15 protein-coding genes are annotated in these 14,649 nt (G+C 66.8%); 4 read left to right on the forward strand and 11 right to left on the reverse strand.

All coding sequences use genetic code 11. The features are described 5' to 3' along the window. Positions 1 to 29: 29 nt before the first annotated feature. The 9 genes from DTA22_RS18875 to DTA22_RS18915 form a co-directional block, all read right to left on the reverse strand. Positions 30 to 842, reverse strand: a complete 813-nt coding sequence (locus DTA22_RS18875) for an enoyl-CoA hydratase/isomerase family protein (protein ID WP_037229103.1) — start codon at positions 840 to 842, stop codon at positions 30 to 32. Beyond that, complete coding sequence (locus tag DTA22_RS18880) at positions 835 to 2,364, reverse strand: AMP-binding protein (protein WP_112300558.1); 1,530 nt, start codon at positions 2,362 to 2,364, stop codon at positions 835 to 837. Before DTA22_RS18880 ends, DTA22_RS18875 begins: the two co-directional genes overlap by 8 nt. Positions 2,365 to 2,393: 29 nt before the next feature. Further along, positions 2,394 to 3,548 (reverse strand): acyl-CoA dehydrogenase family protein, encoded by a 1,155-nt coding sequence (locus DTA22_RS18885; protein ID WP_112300559.1) that lies wholly within the window; start codon positions 3,546 to 3,548, stop codon positions 2,394 to 2,396. A 10-nt stretch (positions 3,549 to 3,558) separates the two neighbouring features. After that, positions 3,559 to 4,386: an SDR family NAD(P)-dependent oxidoreductase gene (locus DTA22_RS18890; protein ID WP_012689569.1), complete on the reverse strand. Its 828-nt coding sequence runs from the start codon at positions 4,384 to 4,386 to the stop codon at positions 3,559 to 3,561. Between the two features lie 42 nt (positions 4,387 to 4,428). Further along, positions 4,429 to 4,839: a MaoC/PaaZ C-terminal domain-containing protein gene (locus tag DTA22_RS18895; protein ID WP_037229112.1), complete on the reverse strand. Its 411-nt coding sequence runs from the start codon at positions 4,837 to 4,839 to the stop codon at positions 4,429 to 4,431. Further along, entirely contained in the window at positions 4,836 to 5,300 is a 465-nt protein-coding gene (locus tag DTA22_RS18900) for a MaoC family dehydratase N-terminal domain-containing protein (protein ID WP_112300560.1), read from the reverse strand. Before DTA22_RS18900 ends, DTA22_RS18895 begins: the two co-directional genes overlap by 4 nt. Further along, the gene (locus DTA22_RS18905; protein WP_037229125.1) at positions 5,297 to 6,490 is read right to left on the reverse strand and encodes a lipid-transfer protein; all 1,194 of its coding nucleotides are present in this window, start codon (positions 6,488 to 6,490) and stop codon (positions 5,297 to 5,299) included. Before DTA22_RS18905 ends, DTA22_RS18900 begins: the two co-directional genes overlap by 4 nt. Positions 6,491 to 6,596: 106 nt before the next feature. Further along, positions 6,597 to 7,748: a TetR/AcrR family transcriptional regulator gene (locus DTA22_RS18910; RefSeq protein ID WP_112300561.1), complete on the reverse strand. Its 1,152-nt coding sequence runs from the start codon at positions 7,746 to 7,748 to the stop codon at positions 6,597 to 6,599. Between the two features lie 80 nt (positions 7,749 to 7,828). After that, complete coding sequence (locus tag DTA22_RS18915; RefSeq protein WP_409372714.1) at positions 7,829 to 8,785, reverse strand: AraC family transcriptional regulator; 957 nt, start codon at positions 8,783 to 8,785, stop codon at positions 7,829 to 7,831. A gap of 190 nt (positions 8,786 to 8,975) precedes the next feature. Between DTA22_RS18915 and DTA22_RS18920 the strand changes: the two genes are divergently transcribed. From DTA22_RS18920 to DTA22_RS18930, 3 genes are read left to right on the forward strand one after another with little or no spacing between them, the layout of a single operon-like run. Next, positions 8,976 to 10,436 carry a flavin-containing monooxygenase gene (locus DTA22_RS18920; protein ID WP_112300563.1) on the forward strand — a complete coding sequence of 487 codons (1,461 nt, stop codon included), beginning with the start codon at positions 8,976 to 8,978 and terminating at the stop codon, positions 10,434 to 10,436. Further along, positions 10,433 to 11,362 carry an alpha/beta hydrolase fold domain-containing protein gene (locus tag DTA22_RS18925; protein ID WP_181910950.1) on the forward strand — a complete coding sequence of 310 codons (930 nt, stop codon included), beginning with the start codon at positions 10,433 to 10,435 and terminating at the stop codon, positions 11,360 to 11,362. The genes DTA22_RS18920 and DTA22_RS18925 overlap by 4 nt, the downstream gene beginning before the upstream one ends. Beyond that, the gene (locus DTA22_RS18930; RefSeq protein WP_037229134.1) at positions 11,359 to 12,189 is read left to right on the forward strand and encodes an SDR family NAD(P)-dependent oxidoreductase; all 831 of its coding nucleotides are present in this window, start codon (positions 11,359 to 11,361) and stop codon (positions 12,187 to 12,189) included. Before DTA22_RS18925 ends, DTA22_RS18930 begins: the two co-directional genes overlap by 4 nt. Before the next feature lie 18 nt (positions 12,190 to 12,207). Here DTA22_RS18930 and DTA22_RS18935 read toward each other — a convergent pair whose 3' ends face one another. Together DTA22_RS18935 and DTA22_RS18940 are read right to left on the reverse strand one after the other, a co-directional pair. After that, on the reverse strand, positions 12,208 to 12,549 hold the full coding sequence (locus DTA22_RS18935) for an SHOCT domain-containing protein (RefSeq protein WP_112300564.1): 342 nt from the start codon (positions 12,547 to 12,549) through the stop codon (positions 12,208 to 12,210). A gap of 16 nt (positions 12,550 to 12,565) precedes the next feature. Further along, on the reverse strand, positions 12,566 to 13,015 hold the full coding sequence (locus DTA22_RS18940; RefSeq protein WP_037229139.1) for a DUF6325 family protein: 450 nt from the start codon (positions 13,013 to 13,015) through the stop codon (positions 12,566 to 12,568). Between the two features lie 330 nt (positions 13,016 to 13,345). On the opposite strand from DTA22_RS18940, the gene DTA22_RS18945 reads away from it, so the two are divergent. Beyond that, positions 13,346 to 14,554 carry a low temperature requirement protein A gene (locus DTA22_RS18945; RefSeq protein ID WP_037229142.1) on the forward strand — a complete coding sequence of 403 codons (1,209 nt, stop codon included), beginning with the start codon at positions 13,346 to 13,348 and terminating at the stop codon, positions 14,552 to 14,554. Positions 14,555 to 14,649 lie beyond the last annotated feature (95 nt).

Here is a 14,649-nt window from a genome sequence, read left to right on the forward strand (position 1 = left end):
ATCCTTCGAGTGCGGGGGTCGCGGGGAGGTCAGGGGCGGTTTTCGTGCGCGGCCCGGGGTCGTGCGGAGAAGGCGCGGACGGCGTCGGCGTGATCGAGGGTGGTCAGGCCGATGACTTGCGAGCGCAATTCGAGTTCCAGATGTTCGCGGAACCCGCTCGCGCCGATGCTGGTGTCGAGGAGTTCCTTGGTGATCTGCACTCCCATCGGCGGCATCGCGGCGATGGTCGATGCGAGCTCGACGGCCTCGTGCAGCGGATCGTCGACGACGTGTTGTACGAGGCCCCACCGCTCCGCCTCGACGCCGGACAGGGCACCACCGGTGTAGAAGAGTTCCGCGGTACGGCCGGGTCCGATCAGGCGGGGAAGCAGGAACGACAGGCCCAGATCGCCGGCACTCATGCCGAGTTTGACGAAGACGGCGTCGAATCGGGAGTCCTCGGCGCAGATGCGGATGTCCGCTGCTGCGGCCAGGGCGAAGCCTGCCCCGACCGCATGCCCCCGGACCGCGGCGACGACGGGTTGCGGGATCTCGCGCATGGCCGCGACGACCGACACTGCCTGACGCATTGCGGCGTAGGCGGCCCGGGTCGGGTCCGCCCCGTCTCGGGCGAGTCCGATGTTCAGGTCCATGCCGGCACAGAACGCTCTGCCCGCGCCGTGGAGCACGACCGCCCGGCAGTCGGCGGCGCCACCCAACTCGCGCAGAGCCCTCTCCAGGTCGGCGAGGAAGTCGGCGGTGAGGGCGTTCAACTTCTCCGGACGGTTGAGCGTGACGATGCCGACCCCGTCGCCGCGCAGTTCGACGAGTACTTTCCCGAATACCTCGAGCCGCTCAGGCATCGACCCTGGCCTTCCAGTACGGCTCCTTCAGCCTGCGCTTGAACAACTTTCCGGTGTCTTCCCTCGGCAGCGTCTCGTCGAAGACGATGACCTTGGGGATCTTGTACTTCGCGAGGTGGCGGTCGACGTGCGCTCGGACGTCCTCGTCACCGAGTGTCGCTCCCGGTGCGAGTTCGATGTGGGCGGCGAGGGCCTCGCCGAATTCCTGGTCGGGGATGCCGAATACGGCGACGTCGTGCACACCGTCGATGCCGATGATGCAGGCCTCGACCTCCGCCGGGTAGATGTTGACCCCGCCCGAGATCACCATGTCGTTGCGGCGATCGCTCAGGTACAGATAGCCGTCGGCGTCGAGGTAGCCGAGGTCACCGACGGACAGGAAGCCGTCACGCTCCATGTCCCGGCGCTTGGCGTCGTTCCCGAGGTACGTGAAATCCGGCCACACTGTGAACGGCTTGATGTAGATGTCGCCGACGACGCCGGCCGGCAACTCCTCGCCCTCGTCTCCGAGGATCTTCACGTCGACGTCGCCGAACGGCCGGCCGACGGTGCCGGGGTGGTGCAGCCATTCTTCGCTGGTGCACGCGACTGCGGCACCCGTCTCGGAGCCACCGTAGTACTCGTGCACGATCGGCCCGAGCCAGTCGATGAGGGCGCGCTTGACTTCCTGCGGGCAGGGTGCGGCCGCGTGGACGATGGATTTCAACGACGACAGGTCGTACCGGTTGCGCACGTGCGGAGGTAGTTTGAGCAGTCGAACGAACATGGTCGGCACCATCTGGACGTGCTCGATCCGCCGATCCTGAACGAGCCGGAGCAGATCCTCGGCATCGAATCGGGGCATGATGTCGAGGTCCATTCCCAGGGCCACCGCGAACACCGCGTGCGTGTTGGGTGCGGTGTGATACAGCGGAGCCGGGACGAGCGTGGACATGGACGGGTCGAACGCGAACCCCTCGACCACCATGTCCGCGAGTCGCGCCGAGTTCTCGTCCGCGACCGGTTGTCTCAGGATTCCCTTGGGCCTGCCGGTCGTTCCCGACGTGTAGATGACACCGAGCGGTGGATCCGTGACGGGTGAGGTGATCGGTTCGCTGTCGCGTATCAACCCCTCGACGTCCGGATGCCGGCCGGTCAGCTGCGGGGCGGGGAAGCCGTAGACGTCCGCCACCTCCGGCGGCACCGCGACCTCGACCACCGTGACGCCCACAGGCAGCACCGCCTCCACCGCGGGCAGCAGATCGGTGTGGACCAGGACCACCTTGCTGCCGCTGTCGGCGAGCAGGTATTCGAGGTCGTCCCCGGTCCAGTGCCAATTGACCGGGACCGGGACTGCGCCGATCGCGGCACCCGCGAGAGTGGCCTCGACGAATGCGATCTCGTTGCGCATGACGATGGCGTAGCGATCGCCGTGTGCAAGTCCTTTCTGCGCGAGTGCGGCGGCCAGCCGGGCCGCTCGCGTTCTCACCGCCGCGTGCGTACGTACTGCGGCGCCGCACCTGATGACCGGGGACGAGCTCATTCCTGCCTCCGTACCGAGTTGTCGTGTGTTCAGAGCGATCGAGCGATGAGGTCCTTCATGATTTCGTTGGATCCGCCGTAGATCTTCTGGACCCGGGCGTCGGCGTACATGCGGGCGATCGGGTATTCGCGCATGTAGCCGTAACCGCCGAAGAGCTGCACACACCGGTCGATCACCTGACACTGCTGTTCGGTGAGCCACCACTTCGCCATCGCGGCCGTGGTCGTGTCGAGGTTTCCGCTCATGTGGCGCTCGATACACGAATCGATGAACACCCGCGCCGCATGCGCGACCGTGTCACATTCCGCGAGAACGAACTTCGTGTTCTGGAAGTCGAAGATCGTCTGGCCGAACGCGCTCCGGGACTTGGTGTAGGACACGGTCTCCGCGACAGCAGCCTCCATCGTCGCGACCGCGGTCACTCCGATCAGGAGCCGCTCCTGCGCCAGTTGCGTCATCAACTGGCCGAACCCGCGACCTTCCTCGCCACCGAGCACATTCGCAACGGGCACCCGGACGTCCTCGAACGACAGCTCCGATGTGTCCGCGCCGTGCTGACCGACCTTGTCGAGGATGCGTCCGCGGGTGAATCCGGGGCAGTCGGCGGTCTCGACGACGATCAGTGACACCCCCTTCGCGCCTGCCGCGGGATCGGTCTTGGCGACCACGACGATCAGATCCGCCTGTGATCCGTTGGAGATGAACGTCTTCGCGCCGTTGATCACGTAGTGGTCGCCGTCGCGGAGGGCCGTCGTTTTGATGTTCTTCAGGTCCGAACCGGCACCCGGCTCGGTCATGGCGACCGCGGTAATGGTCTGCCCGGTGGCCATGCCGGGAAGCCAGCGGCGACGCTGTTCCTCGGTGCCGTACGCGAGGATGTAATGCGCGACGATACCGCTGTGGACGGTGTTGCCGAAGCCGGTGTCCAGGGCGCGGGCCTGGGCCTCGACGACGGCGAGGTCGTGAGCGAACGTCCCTCCACCACCCCCGTATTCCTCGGGGATGGAGCAGCACAGCAGCCCGAGTTCGCCGGCCTTGGTCCAGACGTCACGGTCGACGTAGTGCTGCTGCTCGAACTTGTCGCGGTGGGGTGTGAGCTCTCTCGCGAAGAACTTGTCGGCAAGCTCGCCGAGCGCGGTGGTGTCGGAGTCGCGCCAGGACGAGGTGTAGGTGGTGGAGGGCATCCGCGTCGTCCTATCCTTCGTATCCGCCGCCGGTGACCATGATCTGGCCGCTGACGTAGTCGGACTCGGGGTAGGTCAGCATCACGACGGAGCCCGCGGCCTCGTCGGGGGTGCCGGGGCGGCCGAGCGGAATCATCGCCTTCATCGCCGTGAGCAGATGCGGGTTGACCCCGACCTTGATCTCACGGCCCTCGATGTCGATGGTCGCGTCGCCGTCGGCGGCGACCTCGGTGAGCCTGGTCTCGATGAAACCGAACGCGACCGCGTTGACGTTCACGTTGTAGCGGCCCCACTCCTTGGCCAGGGTGCGGGTCATGCCGATGATCCCGGACTTCGCCGACGAGTAGTTGACCTGGCCGGCGTTGCCGTAGAGACCGGCGATGGAGGAGATGTTGACGACCTTGCGGTGCACCGGGGTCCCGGCTTCCTTCTCCGCCTTGGCTGCCTTGCTGATCACCGGCTGCGCGGCCCGCAGGATCCGGAACGGCGCCTTGAGGTGCACGTCGAGGATGGCGTCCCATTGGTCGTCGCCCATCTTCTGGATGACCGTGTCCCAGGTGTAGCCGGCGTTGTTGATGATGATGTCGAGCCCGCCGAACTCGCCGGTGGCGGTGCCGACGAAGCGCTCGCCGAAGTCGGGGGCGGTGACGTTGCCCGCGCAGATGACGGCGTTGCCACCGGCGGCGGTGATCTCGTCGACGACCGCCTGTGCGGGCGCGGTGTCGAGGTCGTTGACGACGACGTTGGCGCCTTCACGCGCGAGGGTGAGAGCGATGGAGCGTCCGATGCCGCGTCCGGATCCGCTGACGATGGCGGTCTTTCCTTCGAGCTTTCCCATGATGATTCGGTGTTCCTTTTCGAGAGTGGTGTGTTCGTGTGGTCAGTCGAGTGCGATGACGGCGTCGCCGAGGAGGGTGACGGTGCCGTCGGCGAGCGCGACCTTCAGTTCGACGGTGGCGAGGCGTTCGCCGCCGACCTCGTCGATCGAGGTGACGGTGCCTGTGCAGGTGGGCTGACCGTGCACCGGGGTGATGGACGCGAAGCGCACCTTGTAGGAGCGAAGCTGCTGCTGCGGAACGAGATCGGTGAGCAGGCGGCCGAGATACGCCATCGACAGCATGCCGTGCGCGAAAACGTCGTCGAGCCCGGCGCTCTTCGCCACGTCGAGATCGATGTGAATCGGGTTGTGATCACCCGACGCACCGGCGAACAGGGCGAGCGTCGTGCGGGAGATCGGGTCGATGCGCAGAGGCTGCACGCCGGCGCCGACCTCGGGTGTGAAGACGGTCATGACGCGTCCTTTCCGGGCCGGTTCTGCACGACGGTGACGCCGCGCATCACCGCGACGCGGGCACCGTCCTGGTTGGTCACGGTGGTCTCGCGGACGATGAATTCCAGCAGGCCACCTTTCTTCTCGTAGATGTCGGTGATCCGGCTCGCGGCGGTCAATTCGTCACCGGCGTAGGCCATCCGGTGGTAGTCGAACTGCTGCTCGCCGTGGAGGACGGTGCGCAGATCGACGTCCAGGTCCTCGAGGAACGCGAAGGGGTTCGGGGCCTCGAGTTCGATGCCGAACACGAACGTCGGCGGCACCGGCAGGTCGCGGTGACCGGCCTGCTTGGCGGCGTCGGGGTCGAGGTAGACGGGGTCGTGCTGCCCGGTGGCCTTCGCGAAGTTCTGCAGCCGGCTGCGCGTGATCAGCAGGGACACCGCGGGGAATTCGCGGCCGATGACGGAGCGGTCGAGGCTCATCGCGCGTCCACCTTCTGGTAGAGCGTGACGACGCAGGCGCCGCCGAGGCCGAGGTTGTGCTGCAGCGCGAGATTCACGCCCTCGACCTGACGGGCTCCGGCCTGGCCACGCAGCTGCCACACCAATTCGGCGCACTGGGCCAGGCCCGTCGCGCCCAGCGGATGGCCCTTGGACAGCAGCCCACCCGACGGGTTGGTGACGACTCGTCCGCCGTAGGTGTTGTCGCCGTCGCGGATGAACTTCTCCGCAGTCCCGGCCGGGGTGAGTCCGAGCGCCTCGTAGGTGAGGAACTCGTTGGTGGTGAAGCAGTCGTGGAGTTCGACGACGCGGATGTCCTCCGGGCCGACGCCGGCGGTCTCGTACACGTTGTGCGCGGCCGCCGCGGCCATGTCGTATCCGATGACCTTGCGCATGTCCTTGGACTCGAACGTGCTCGGGGTGTCGGTGGTCAGGCTCTGCGCGCGGATCACCACGTCGGCGTTCAGTCCGTGCTTGCGGGCGAATTCGGGGGTGCAGACCACCGCGGCGGCGGCGCCGCACGTCGGCGGGCAGCACTGCAACCGGGTGAGCGGCCCGTAGATCTTCGGGGACGCGAGCACCTCCTCGACGGTCACCAGGTTGCGGAACACCGCGTTGGGATTGTTCGCGGCGTGCTTGCGGGCCTTCACCGAGATCTCGGCGAAGATCGCCGGATCGATCCCGAACTCGTCCACGTACGCCTGACCGGCTCCGCCGAAGAACTGCGCCGCCATCGGTGCCTGCGGATCGACGCCCTGCACCTCGTCCCGGATCGCTTCCTGCCGCACCATCGGCCCCGGACGATCGGTGAAGACCGAACCCAGGGCGCCGGGCACCATCTGCTCGAATCCGAGCGCGAGGGCGCAGTCGACGGTGCCACTGGCCACCGCCTGCCGCGCCAGCCACAACGCCGACGATCCCGTCGAACAGTTGTTGTTGACGTTGACGATCGGGATCCCCGACTGACCCAGGCCATACAGCGCGGCCTGACCCGAGGTTGAGTCACCGTATACATAGCCGACATACGCCTGCTGGACGAGCGCGTAGTCGATTCCCGCATCGGCGAGCGCAGCCCTCGCCGCAGCCTCCCCCATGTCGGCGTAGTTGCCGCTCTTTCCCGGTTTCGTGAAGGGGATCATTCCTACCCCGGCCACGTGGACATCGTTGACCATTTCCGTCCTCTCATCGTGAAGTGATGCCAGTCACCTTAACCGGCATTTACTTCATTGGGAAGGGGGAATCCTCGATCGACTGATGCCGAGAGGGGTGCGCGGACGATCAGTGCGAGAAGAGCACTGCCAGGGTCATCGCCACGAGGTCGGCCGGGAAGGACGCATTCGCGCGGAGGTGCTCGATGCGCGCGAGGGTGTGCACGACACTCAGCGCGGTGTGCACCAGAACCCTCGCGGGCGTCTCCTCCAGGTCCGGGCGGCAGGCGCGGAGCAACGCGGTCCACTCCGCGACGTATTCGCGCTGCCGGGCGCGAGCGATGTCGGACAGGGTCACCTGTTCGGTTTGCAGAAGAGACGTCAAAATCGTTCTGTCCAAAGCTAATTCCGCGTAGCCGCGAACGAGATCTTCGAGCGCGCGCTCCGGCAGTTCGTTCTCCCGCAGCACCGAGTGCAACAGCAGCCAGAGAGCGCTGGTGCCGCGCTCGATGGCCGCCTCCAGGATCTCCGCCTTGCTGTCGAAATAGCTGTACAGGTTGGGGCCCGACACCCCGGCGGCCGCACCGATGTCGTCCAGCCCCGTCGCCTCGTACCCGTTCTCCCCGAACAGGACGATGGCGTGGCCGAGCAGGCTCTCACGCTTGGAGACCGGCTCGAGTCGCGCCGATGCCCGCTTGGGCAACGGCGTCGGCGGCGCGAGTTCGACTGCACACAGGGCCTCACACGCCGACGTGAGGAGCGCCGCGAACTCGGGACCGGAAATCCGCGACGCGTGCGAGCTGGGGCTCGCAAGCACGGCCTGCACCCCCCACGCCACTTCCTCGGCCTGCCCATTCCCCAGGTGTGGCCTCTCCACTTCGACGAGATCCGCGTACTGACGATTCACTGCCCGCAGACGGTCGCGCAGCCCGTCCCGCAGATCGTCCGGGAGGTTGCGTGCTTCGCGCCACCACAGCGCGCCGACGTCCCGGTGAGCTGCCGCATGTTCGCAGCTCACCGCCAAGGCGCCCGCCAGCGTCACCCGCGAACCGAACGTCGGGGTGACGTCGTCGAAACTCTGCCCGATGACCGCCCCCAGCAACACCGACTTGTTGGAGAAGTGGCGGTACAGTGCGCCGGCGGTGATCCCGACCCGGTCGGCGATCTGCGCCATCGACACATTCCGGTACCCGAGCTCGACGATCAGCGCACGTGCGGATTCGAGGATCTGCTCCTTGCGATCCTTCGGCCGGCGCCGGACGGTGGACAGGGTGGTATCCATGAGTGCCTTCCGCGACTATGTAAACGTCGGTTAAGGCTACGCCCGTGAGTACTTGTCAACCGCCCGCGGTTAATAAGCACTCACGGGTGCAGGTCGGCCCGGTACTGCCTCGGCGTCTTCCCGAACCACCGCCTGCAGGAACGGTTGAGGGTGCTCTGTTCGGTGTAGCCGAGCAGTCCCGCGATCTGGCCGAGATGAAATCCCGGTTCGGCGAGGTATCTCGCCGCCTGGGCGCGACGTTCCCGTTCGATGAGATCCTGGCATCGCACACCCTCCTCGGCCAGCCGCCGTTGCAGCGTGCGCGGATGCATCGACAGTTGGTCGGCGATCGCCTCGGCGCTGCAGTGGCCGGTGGGCAGCAGACGCCGGGCCAACTCGGCCACGCGTTCGGACAGCGCCGCGGTGCTCGGTAGGTAATGCGTTTCCAGGTATTTGGTGGCGATGCGCCGGGTCTCCGGATCTGCGCTGTCGATCCGCCGGTCCGCCAGGGCTCGGGGCAGTTCGAACCCGCACCACGTCTGCCCGAACAGGACGGGGCAGTCCAGCGCACCACGGTAGGCGGCGTCCGACCCGAGTTGGTCGTGCACGAACGAGATCAGCGAGGGACGCGCATCCGGGCCGGCGAGCAGCCGAAGGATGCGGACACCATTGGCCATGGCCAGCTCGTATCCCTGCGGCAGATAGGGCAGCGACGGTTCCGTCATCTCGTAGACGAACCGGACGTCACCTCCGGTGCGCGGCTCGACGGTCAGCTTCAGGGCGGGCGAGTGCACGTAGAAGTAGCGGGCGATCGCCTCGAATGCGCCGTGCACGGTCTGCGCGTTCCGAGCGATCACGGCGACGGGCCCGAGGATGTCCAGGCCCTGCCAGTGCGAGAGCCGGAGCCCGAAGTCCGGGCAGTCCAGATCGGTAGCACCGGCCTCCAGCACGTGCACGACCGCCTCGAACGACACGAACGCGTCCACCTCGTGCTCGACTCCCGGTGGGATGTGGAAGCGCGCGAGGGACGACTCCGGGTCGGCGCCCAGCTCCCGCATCAGGTCGCCGTACCCCCAGAGGTTCGTGGCCCGGATCAGACTTCCCACGGGGTCAACTCTCCTCTCGCCGGGAACGATGTCGGGAAATGCTAAAAGCATGTCCGAAAGTGTCAAGACCTGTGACGTGGCACACAGTCATTCTGTTTGTACCCCATCCTGCGAACCCAGCAGGCAGAAGCGCGAGGAAGCCATGAGCACGACACATTTCGACGTTCTGATCATCGGTGCCGGACTGTCCGGCATCGGAACGGCCTGCCAGGTGACGGCCGAGTTCCCCCACAAGACCATCGCGGTGCTGGAGCGCCGCGAGCGGCTGGGCGGTACGTGGGATCTGTTCCGCTACCCCGGTATTCGTTCGGACTCCGACATGTTCACGTTCGGCTACAAGTTCCGGCCGTGGCGTGACTCGAAGGTGCTCGCGGACGGTGCGTCGATCCGCCGGTACATCGCGGACACCGCGCGGGAGTTCGGCATCGAGGACAAGATCCGTTACGGGCTGAAGATCGTCGGGGCGGACTGGTCGACGGCCGAGGAACGCTGGACGGTGACCGCCCTGCACGAGGCGACCGGCGACATCCGCACCTACACCTGCGGGTACCTGGTCAGCTGCACCGGCTACTACGACTACGACGCCGGCCACCTGCCGGACTTCCCGGGCACGGACCGATTCCGGGGCCGGTGCGTCCACCCACAGCAGTGGCCGGAGGACCTCGACTACACCGGTAAGAAGGTCGTCGTGATCGGCAGCGGCGCCACCGCCGTCACCCTGGTCCCGTCGATGGCCGGCGATGCAGAGCACGTGACCATGCTGCAACGCTCGCCGTCGTACATCTTCTCGATCCCCGCCCTCGACAAGATCTCCGAGGTGCTGGGCCGATTCCTGCCCGCCGAGTGGGTGTATTCGTTCGGACGCAAGCGCAACATCGCCCTCCAGCGCGGGCTCTACCTGGCGTGCCGGCGGTGGCCGCGGCAGATGCGCCGATTCCTGCTCTGGCAGGTGCGACGACGCCTCGGCCCCGAATTCGACATGAGCCACTTCACGCCGAACTACATGCCGTGGGACGAACGCCTCTGCGCAGTGCCGGACGCGGACCTCTTCACCGCGCTCTCGTCGGGAGACGCATCGATCGTCACCGATCACATCGACACGTTCACCGAGAAGGGCATCCTGCTGAAGTCGGGACGGGAACTGGAGGCGGACGTCGTCGTCACCGCCACCGGCCTGAAGATCCAGATGCTCGGCGGAATGGAACTGTCCGTGGACGGGCAGTCCCGTCCGCTGCACGGTCAGATGACCTACAAGGGCGTGCTCGTCGAGGGAATCCCCAACCTGGCCTGGGTTTTCGGCTACACCAACGCGCCGTGGACCCTGAAGTCCGACATCGCGGGCGCCTACCTGTGCCGGCTGCTCCGGTACATGGACGAGGGCGGTCACACCGTCGCGACGCCCCGCGACCTCGAGAACTCCGCGATGGACATCGGCATGCTCGACCAGTTGCAGTCCGGGTACGTGCAGCGCGGCAAGGACGTCATGCCTCGCCAGGGGTCCACGGAGCCGTGGAAGGTTCTCATGCACTACGAGAAGGACTCCACGATGCTCCTCGACGACCCCGTTCACGACGGAATTCTGCAGTTCGGCGCGCCGGCATGAGTACCGTCAGCCGGGGTGCCATCCGGGCCTGCCTGCGCAGCGCACGCCCACTGTTCGCGTCCCACCGCGTGCCCGTCGGGGCGAAGCGCCTCATGGTCGAGATGGTGACGGCCGCCGCCCGCCCACCGCGTGGCACCCGGTTCGAGCGCGACGCGGTCGCCGGCGTCCCCGTCGTGCGGGTGCGGCCGGCGCACACCACCGGGGGGACGCTGATCTACCTCCACGGCGGCGGATACGCCCTCGGAAGCGCGAAGGGGTACCGCGGCCTGGTCGCGCACCTCGCCGCAGCCGCCGGGACGACGGCGGTGATCCCCGACTACTCACGCTCGCCGGAATCCCGCTACCCGATTGCCCTCGAGGAAATGGTCGCGGTCTACTCCCGGCTACTCGACGACGGCCTCGACGCGGACACCACCGTCGTCGCGGGGGATTCCGCCGGCGGCGGACTGACGCTGGCGCTGGCGACGGCATTGCGTGATCGCGGCCTCCCCGCCCCGGCCGCGCTCGGCCTGATCTGCCCGTGGGCCGACCTCGCGATCGACGCCGACCGGTCGCGACCGGTGCTGCGCGATCCCCTCATCCTGCCGTCCATGACGGCCGAATGGGCCCCGCGCTATGCCGGACAGCACGATCCGAGATCGCCCGGCATCTCCCCGGTGTACGGCGACATGACGGGTCTGCCGCCGATCGTCATGCACACGGCCGGCGACGATCCGACCTCCGTCGACGCGGAGAAGATCGAAGCAGCCGTCGCCGCTGCGGCGGGCGTCCTCCACCATCGCCGGTTCGACGACCTCTGGCACGACTTCCACCTCCAGGTCAGCCTCCTCGCCGAGGCACGCGAGGCGGTCACCGACCTCGGCGCGGCACTGCGCCGTCACATGCAGACGATTCACCCCGACACAGCAAAGGTTGCATCCACATGAGCACGTTCGAAGGAAAAGTCGCCGTCGTCACCGGAGCAGGATCCGGCATCGGCCGGGCCCTCGCCCTCGATCTCGCGAACAGGGGTGCGAAGCTCGCCCTCTCCGACGTCGATACCGTCGGACTCGCCGACACCGTCCGCCAGGCCAAGGCGCTGGGCGCGGAGGTCAGGTCCGACCGAATCGACGTCGCCGAACGGGAAGAGATGCTGGAATACGCAGACTCCGTCGTCGCAACGTTCGGCACGGTCCACCAGGTCTACAACAACGCCGGCATCGGCTACAACGGCAACGTCGAGAAGTCCGAGTTCAAGGACATCGAGCGGATCATGGACGTCGACTTCTGGGGCGTCGTCAACGGGACCAAAGCCTTTCTGCCACATCTGATCGCGTCCGGCGACGGGCACGTCGTCAACATCTCGAGCCTGTTCGGGCTGATCGCCGTGCCGGGCCAGAGCGCCTACAACGCCGCGAAATTCGCTGTGCGCGGCTTCACCGAGTCGCTGCGTCAGGAGATGCTGATCGCCAAGCACCCCGTCGAGGTGACGTGCGTGCATCCCGGAGGCATCAAGACCGCCGTGGCCCGCAACGCCACTGTCGCCGAGGACGAGGACGCACAGACCTTCGCGGACTTCTTCGACAAGCGGCTGGCCCTGCACTCGCCGGAGATGGCGGCGACGACGATCCTCGACGGAGTCCGGAAGGGGAAAGCCCGGGTGATCATCGGCTGGGAGGCGAAGGCCCTCGACGTGCTGGCCCGCGTCATCGGGTCGTCGTATCAGCGGGTGGTCGCCGCCGGTTTCGCGACCTTCATGCCGTGGATGAAGTAGGCGACTGCCGGGGTCGTCCTAGGACGCCAGGATCTTCGCCTTCTCGGCGTTGAATTCGGCTTCGGTGAGCACACCTTGCGCTCTGAGTTCTCCGAGATCCTTCAGAGCGGCGATCCGGTCGACGCTCCCTCCTCCCGCGGAGGGGGTGGGGGCGGCCTGCGGCGGGGGTTCCTGGGAGTAGGCCGGGGCCTCGTTCTGCGGTGCCTGCGGTTGCTGCTGCGGTTGCTGCTGTGGCTGCTGTTGCGGTTGCTCTTTCGCCGCCCACCGCTGACCCTGGCGTCGAGACACTCGATTCGACACGGACGTGGCGGTTCCGGCGATGACGGCGGTGCGGGCGATCCCGCGGAGGAGTCCGGGCATGATGTTGTCCTCGGTTTCAGTTTCCGGCTTCGAGCGCGTCGAGTGACGCCAGGATGCCCTGCACAGGGATACGGCCCGACGCCACGAGTTGCGCTCCGCTGTGACGCAGGGCGGTTGCGAGCGGTGCGGCCCAAGTGTTCTCGTAGACCAGTACCGCAGCCGAAGCACCCGGCTCGAGCACGGATCCGGCGTCGGCGATGTCCGCCAGGTCGAGCAGGCCGGTCGAGGCCTCGGCGAAGAGCGACGCATCTATGTCGCCCTCGAGTCCGACGTCGACGACGTCGATCGCCACGACGGAACCGTCCGCTTCCCTGCGAAGGAAGACCAGGTCGAGCACTCGCACGGTGCCCTGCTCGACGAGGTCGCGGAGTATCGCCAATGCCGATCCGTCCGGTCTTCGGTCGGCCGGGAACTCCACCACGAGATAATCGATGGGCCCGCTATCCTCCGGGTCGATATCGTTCACCGGAAAACCTCTCTTCGTGCATGCCGACCAGGTCCGCGGATGGCACCGGGATCAGGTCTCGGTCACAGTAATCCGGGATCTCCCACGAGAATTCCGGCCATCTTCCGAGCATAATCCGGTTCGAGACCGTCTCACGGGCTTTCACCCTGTTCGGATGATTTTCGATGACGACCTGCATGCGAAGACGTTCCCGGCCGCGGCAGCCGGCGGACCGGGCGGATCCCCCGCACCCCCGTCGGCACCCCCGAACGAAAGGCTGAGCCCGACCCCACGGATCGTCGCAGTTCGTAGGACTTTCCCGCGTCGCCGTCCGGTGGCAGCATTCTCCCCGTGACCTTTGCCCATCGTTTGCGTCCCCGCCTCGTCGAAGAACGAGCGTCGGTGTCGCCGCTCGAACTGTTCTTCGACCTCGTCTTCGTGTTCGCCCTCACCCGCGTCACCGATCTGATGGCCGAGGACCCCACCGGGGTGAACCTGCTGCGCGGCGCACTGGTGATGGCCGTCCTGTGGTGGAGCTGGGTGGGGTACGCCTGGCTCTGCAACCTCGTACGCGCCGACGAGGGCATCGTGCGGGTGGTGATGTTCGGTGCGATGGGCGCCATGTTCATCACCGCCCTGACGATCCCCGAGGCGTTCGACGACCTGGCAGGCGGACTCGACGGCCCCGTCATCTTCGCCCTCGGCTACTTCGTCGTCCGCCTACTGCACCTGGTGATGTTCTGGGTGATCAGCCGCACCGACCCCCAGCTGCGCGGTCAGGTGCTGCGCTTCGCGCCGAGCATGGTGACCGGCACCGCGTTCCTGCTCATCGCATCGCAGCTCACCGGCACGGCGCAGACCGTGATGTGGATCCTCGCCCTCGCCGGCGACTACATCGGCACCCTGATCGGTGGCACCGACTGGCGGCTGCGGTCGATCAGCCACTTCGCCGAACGACACGGCCTCATCATCATCGTCGCGCTCGGCGAGTCGATCGTCTCGATCGGCATCGGCGTCGCGAGCCTGCCGATCTCCTGGGCGATCATCGTCGCCTCGTTGCTGGGACTCGCGGTGTCGGGGCTGCTGTGGTGGTCGTACTTCGACGTCACATCACTGGCCGTCGAGCACGCCTTCGAGGAGGCCACAGGTGCGCGTCAGATCAAGATCGCCCGCAACTGCTACAGCTTCCTGCACCTGCCGATGGTGATCGGGGTCGTGATGCTGTCACTCGGCCTGAAGAAGATCCTGTCGTACGTCGGCGACGGCAACCATCATCGGCTCACCGACCCGCTGTACGGCTGGCCGCTGATCGCACTGTTCGGCGGCGCGGCGCTGTACCTCCTCGCGCTGGTCGCGTTCAAGGCGTACGCGACGAGGTCGGTCACCGTGCCGCGCGTCGTGACGGCGGTCGTGCTGATCGCGCTGATCCCCGTCGTCTGGCACATCCCGGCCCTCGCCACTCTCGGCGTGCTCACCGCGGTCCTGCTCGCGATGATCGGATACGAGATGGTCCGGTACGACCAGCCCCGCGAAAAGATCCGGCACGGTTCGCACCCGTGAGTACTTCTCAACGTCGGGCGGTTAATAAGTACTCACGGGCGCAGCAGTCCTGCACGGCGGCGGCACCGAATTACCTCTGAGGCTCGAGATGATCG

The sequence above is a fragment of the Rhodococcus wratislaviensis genome, assembly GCF_900455735.1.
Taxonomy (GTDB): Bacteria; Actinomycetota; Actinomycetes; order Mycobacteriales; family Mycobacteriaceae; genus Rhodococcus_F; species Rhodococcus_F wratislaviensis.

Bases quoted from the DNA above. Each gene is read 5' to 3' on its own strand.
- DTA22_RS18875 (WP_037229103.1), bottom strand. From the start codon at position 842: ATGCCTGAGCGGCTCGAGGTATTCGGGAAAGTACTCGTCGAACTGCGC.
- DTA22_RS18880 (WP_112300558.1), bottom strand. From the start codon at position 2,364: ATGAGCTCGTCCCCGGTCATCAGGTGCGGCGCCGCAGTACGTACGCAC.
- DTA22_RS18885 (WP_112300559.1), bottom strand. From the start codon at position 3,548: ATGCCCTCCACCACCTACACCTCGTCCTGGCGCGACTCCGACACCACC.
- DTA22_RS18890 (WP_012689569.1), bottom strand. From the start codon at position 4,386: ATGGGAAAGCTCGAAGGAAAGACCGCCATCGTCAGCGGATCCGGACGC.
- DTA22_RS18895 (WP_037229112.1), bottom strand. From the start codon at position 4,839: ATGACCGTCTTCACACCCGAGGTCGGCGCCGGCGTGCAGCCTCTGCGC.
- DTA22_RS18900 (WP_112300560.1), bottom strand. From the start codon at position 5,300: ATGAGCCTCGACCGCTCCGTCATCGGCCGCGAATTCCCCGCGGTGTCC.
- DTA22_RS18905 (WP_037229125.1), bottom strand. From the start codon at position 6,490: ATGGTCAACGATGTCCACGTGGCCGGGGTAGGAATGATCCCCTTCACG.
- DTA22_RS18910 (WP_112300561.1), bottom strand. From the start codon at position 7,748: ATGGATACCACCCTGTCCACCGTCCGGCGCCGGCCGAAGGATCGCAAG.
- DTA22_RS18915 (WP_409372714.1), bottom strand. From the start codon at position 8,785: ATGCGGGAGCTGGGCGCCGACCCGGAGTCGTCCCTCGCGCGCTTCCAC.
- DTA22_RS18920 (WP_112300563.1), top strand. From the start codon at position 8,976: ATGAGCACGACACATTTCGACGTTCTGATCATCGGTGCCGGACTGTCC.
- DTA22_RS18925 (WP_181910950.1), top strand. From the start codon at position 10,433: ATGAGTACCGTCAGCCGGGGTGCCATCCGGGCCTGCCTGCGCAGCGCA.
- DTA22_RS18930 (WP_037229134.1), top strand. From the start codon at position 11,359: ATGAGCACGTTCGAAGGAAAAGTCGCCGTCGTCACCGGAGCAGGATCC.
- DTA22_RS18935 (WP_112300564.1), bottom strand. From the start codon at position 12,549: ATGCCCGGACTCCTCCGCGGGATCGCCCGCACCGCCGTCATCGCCGGA.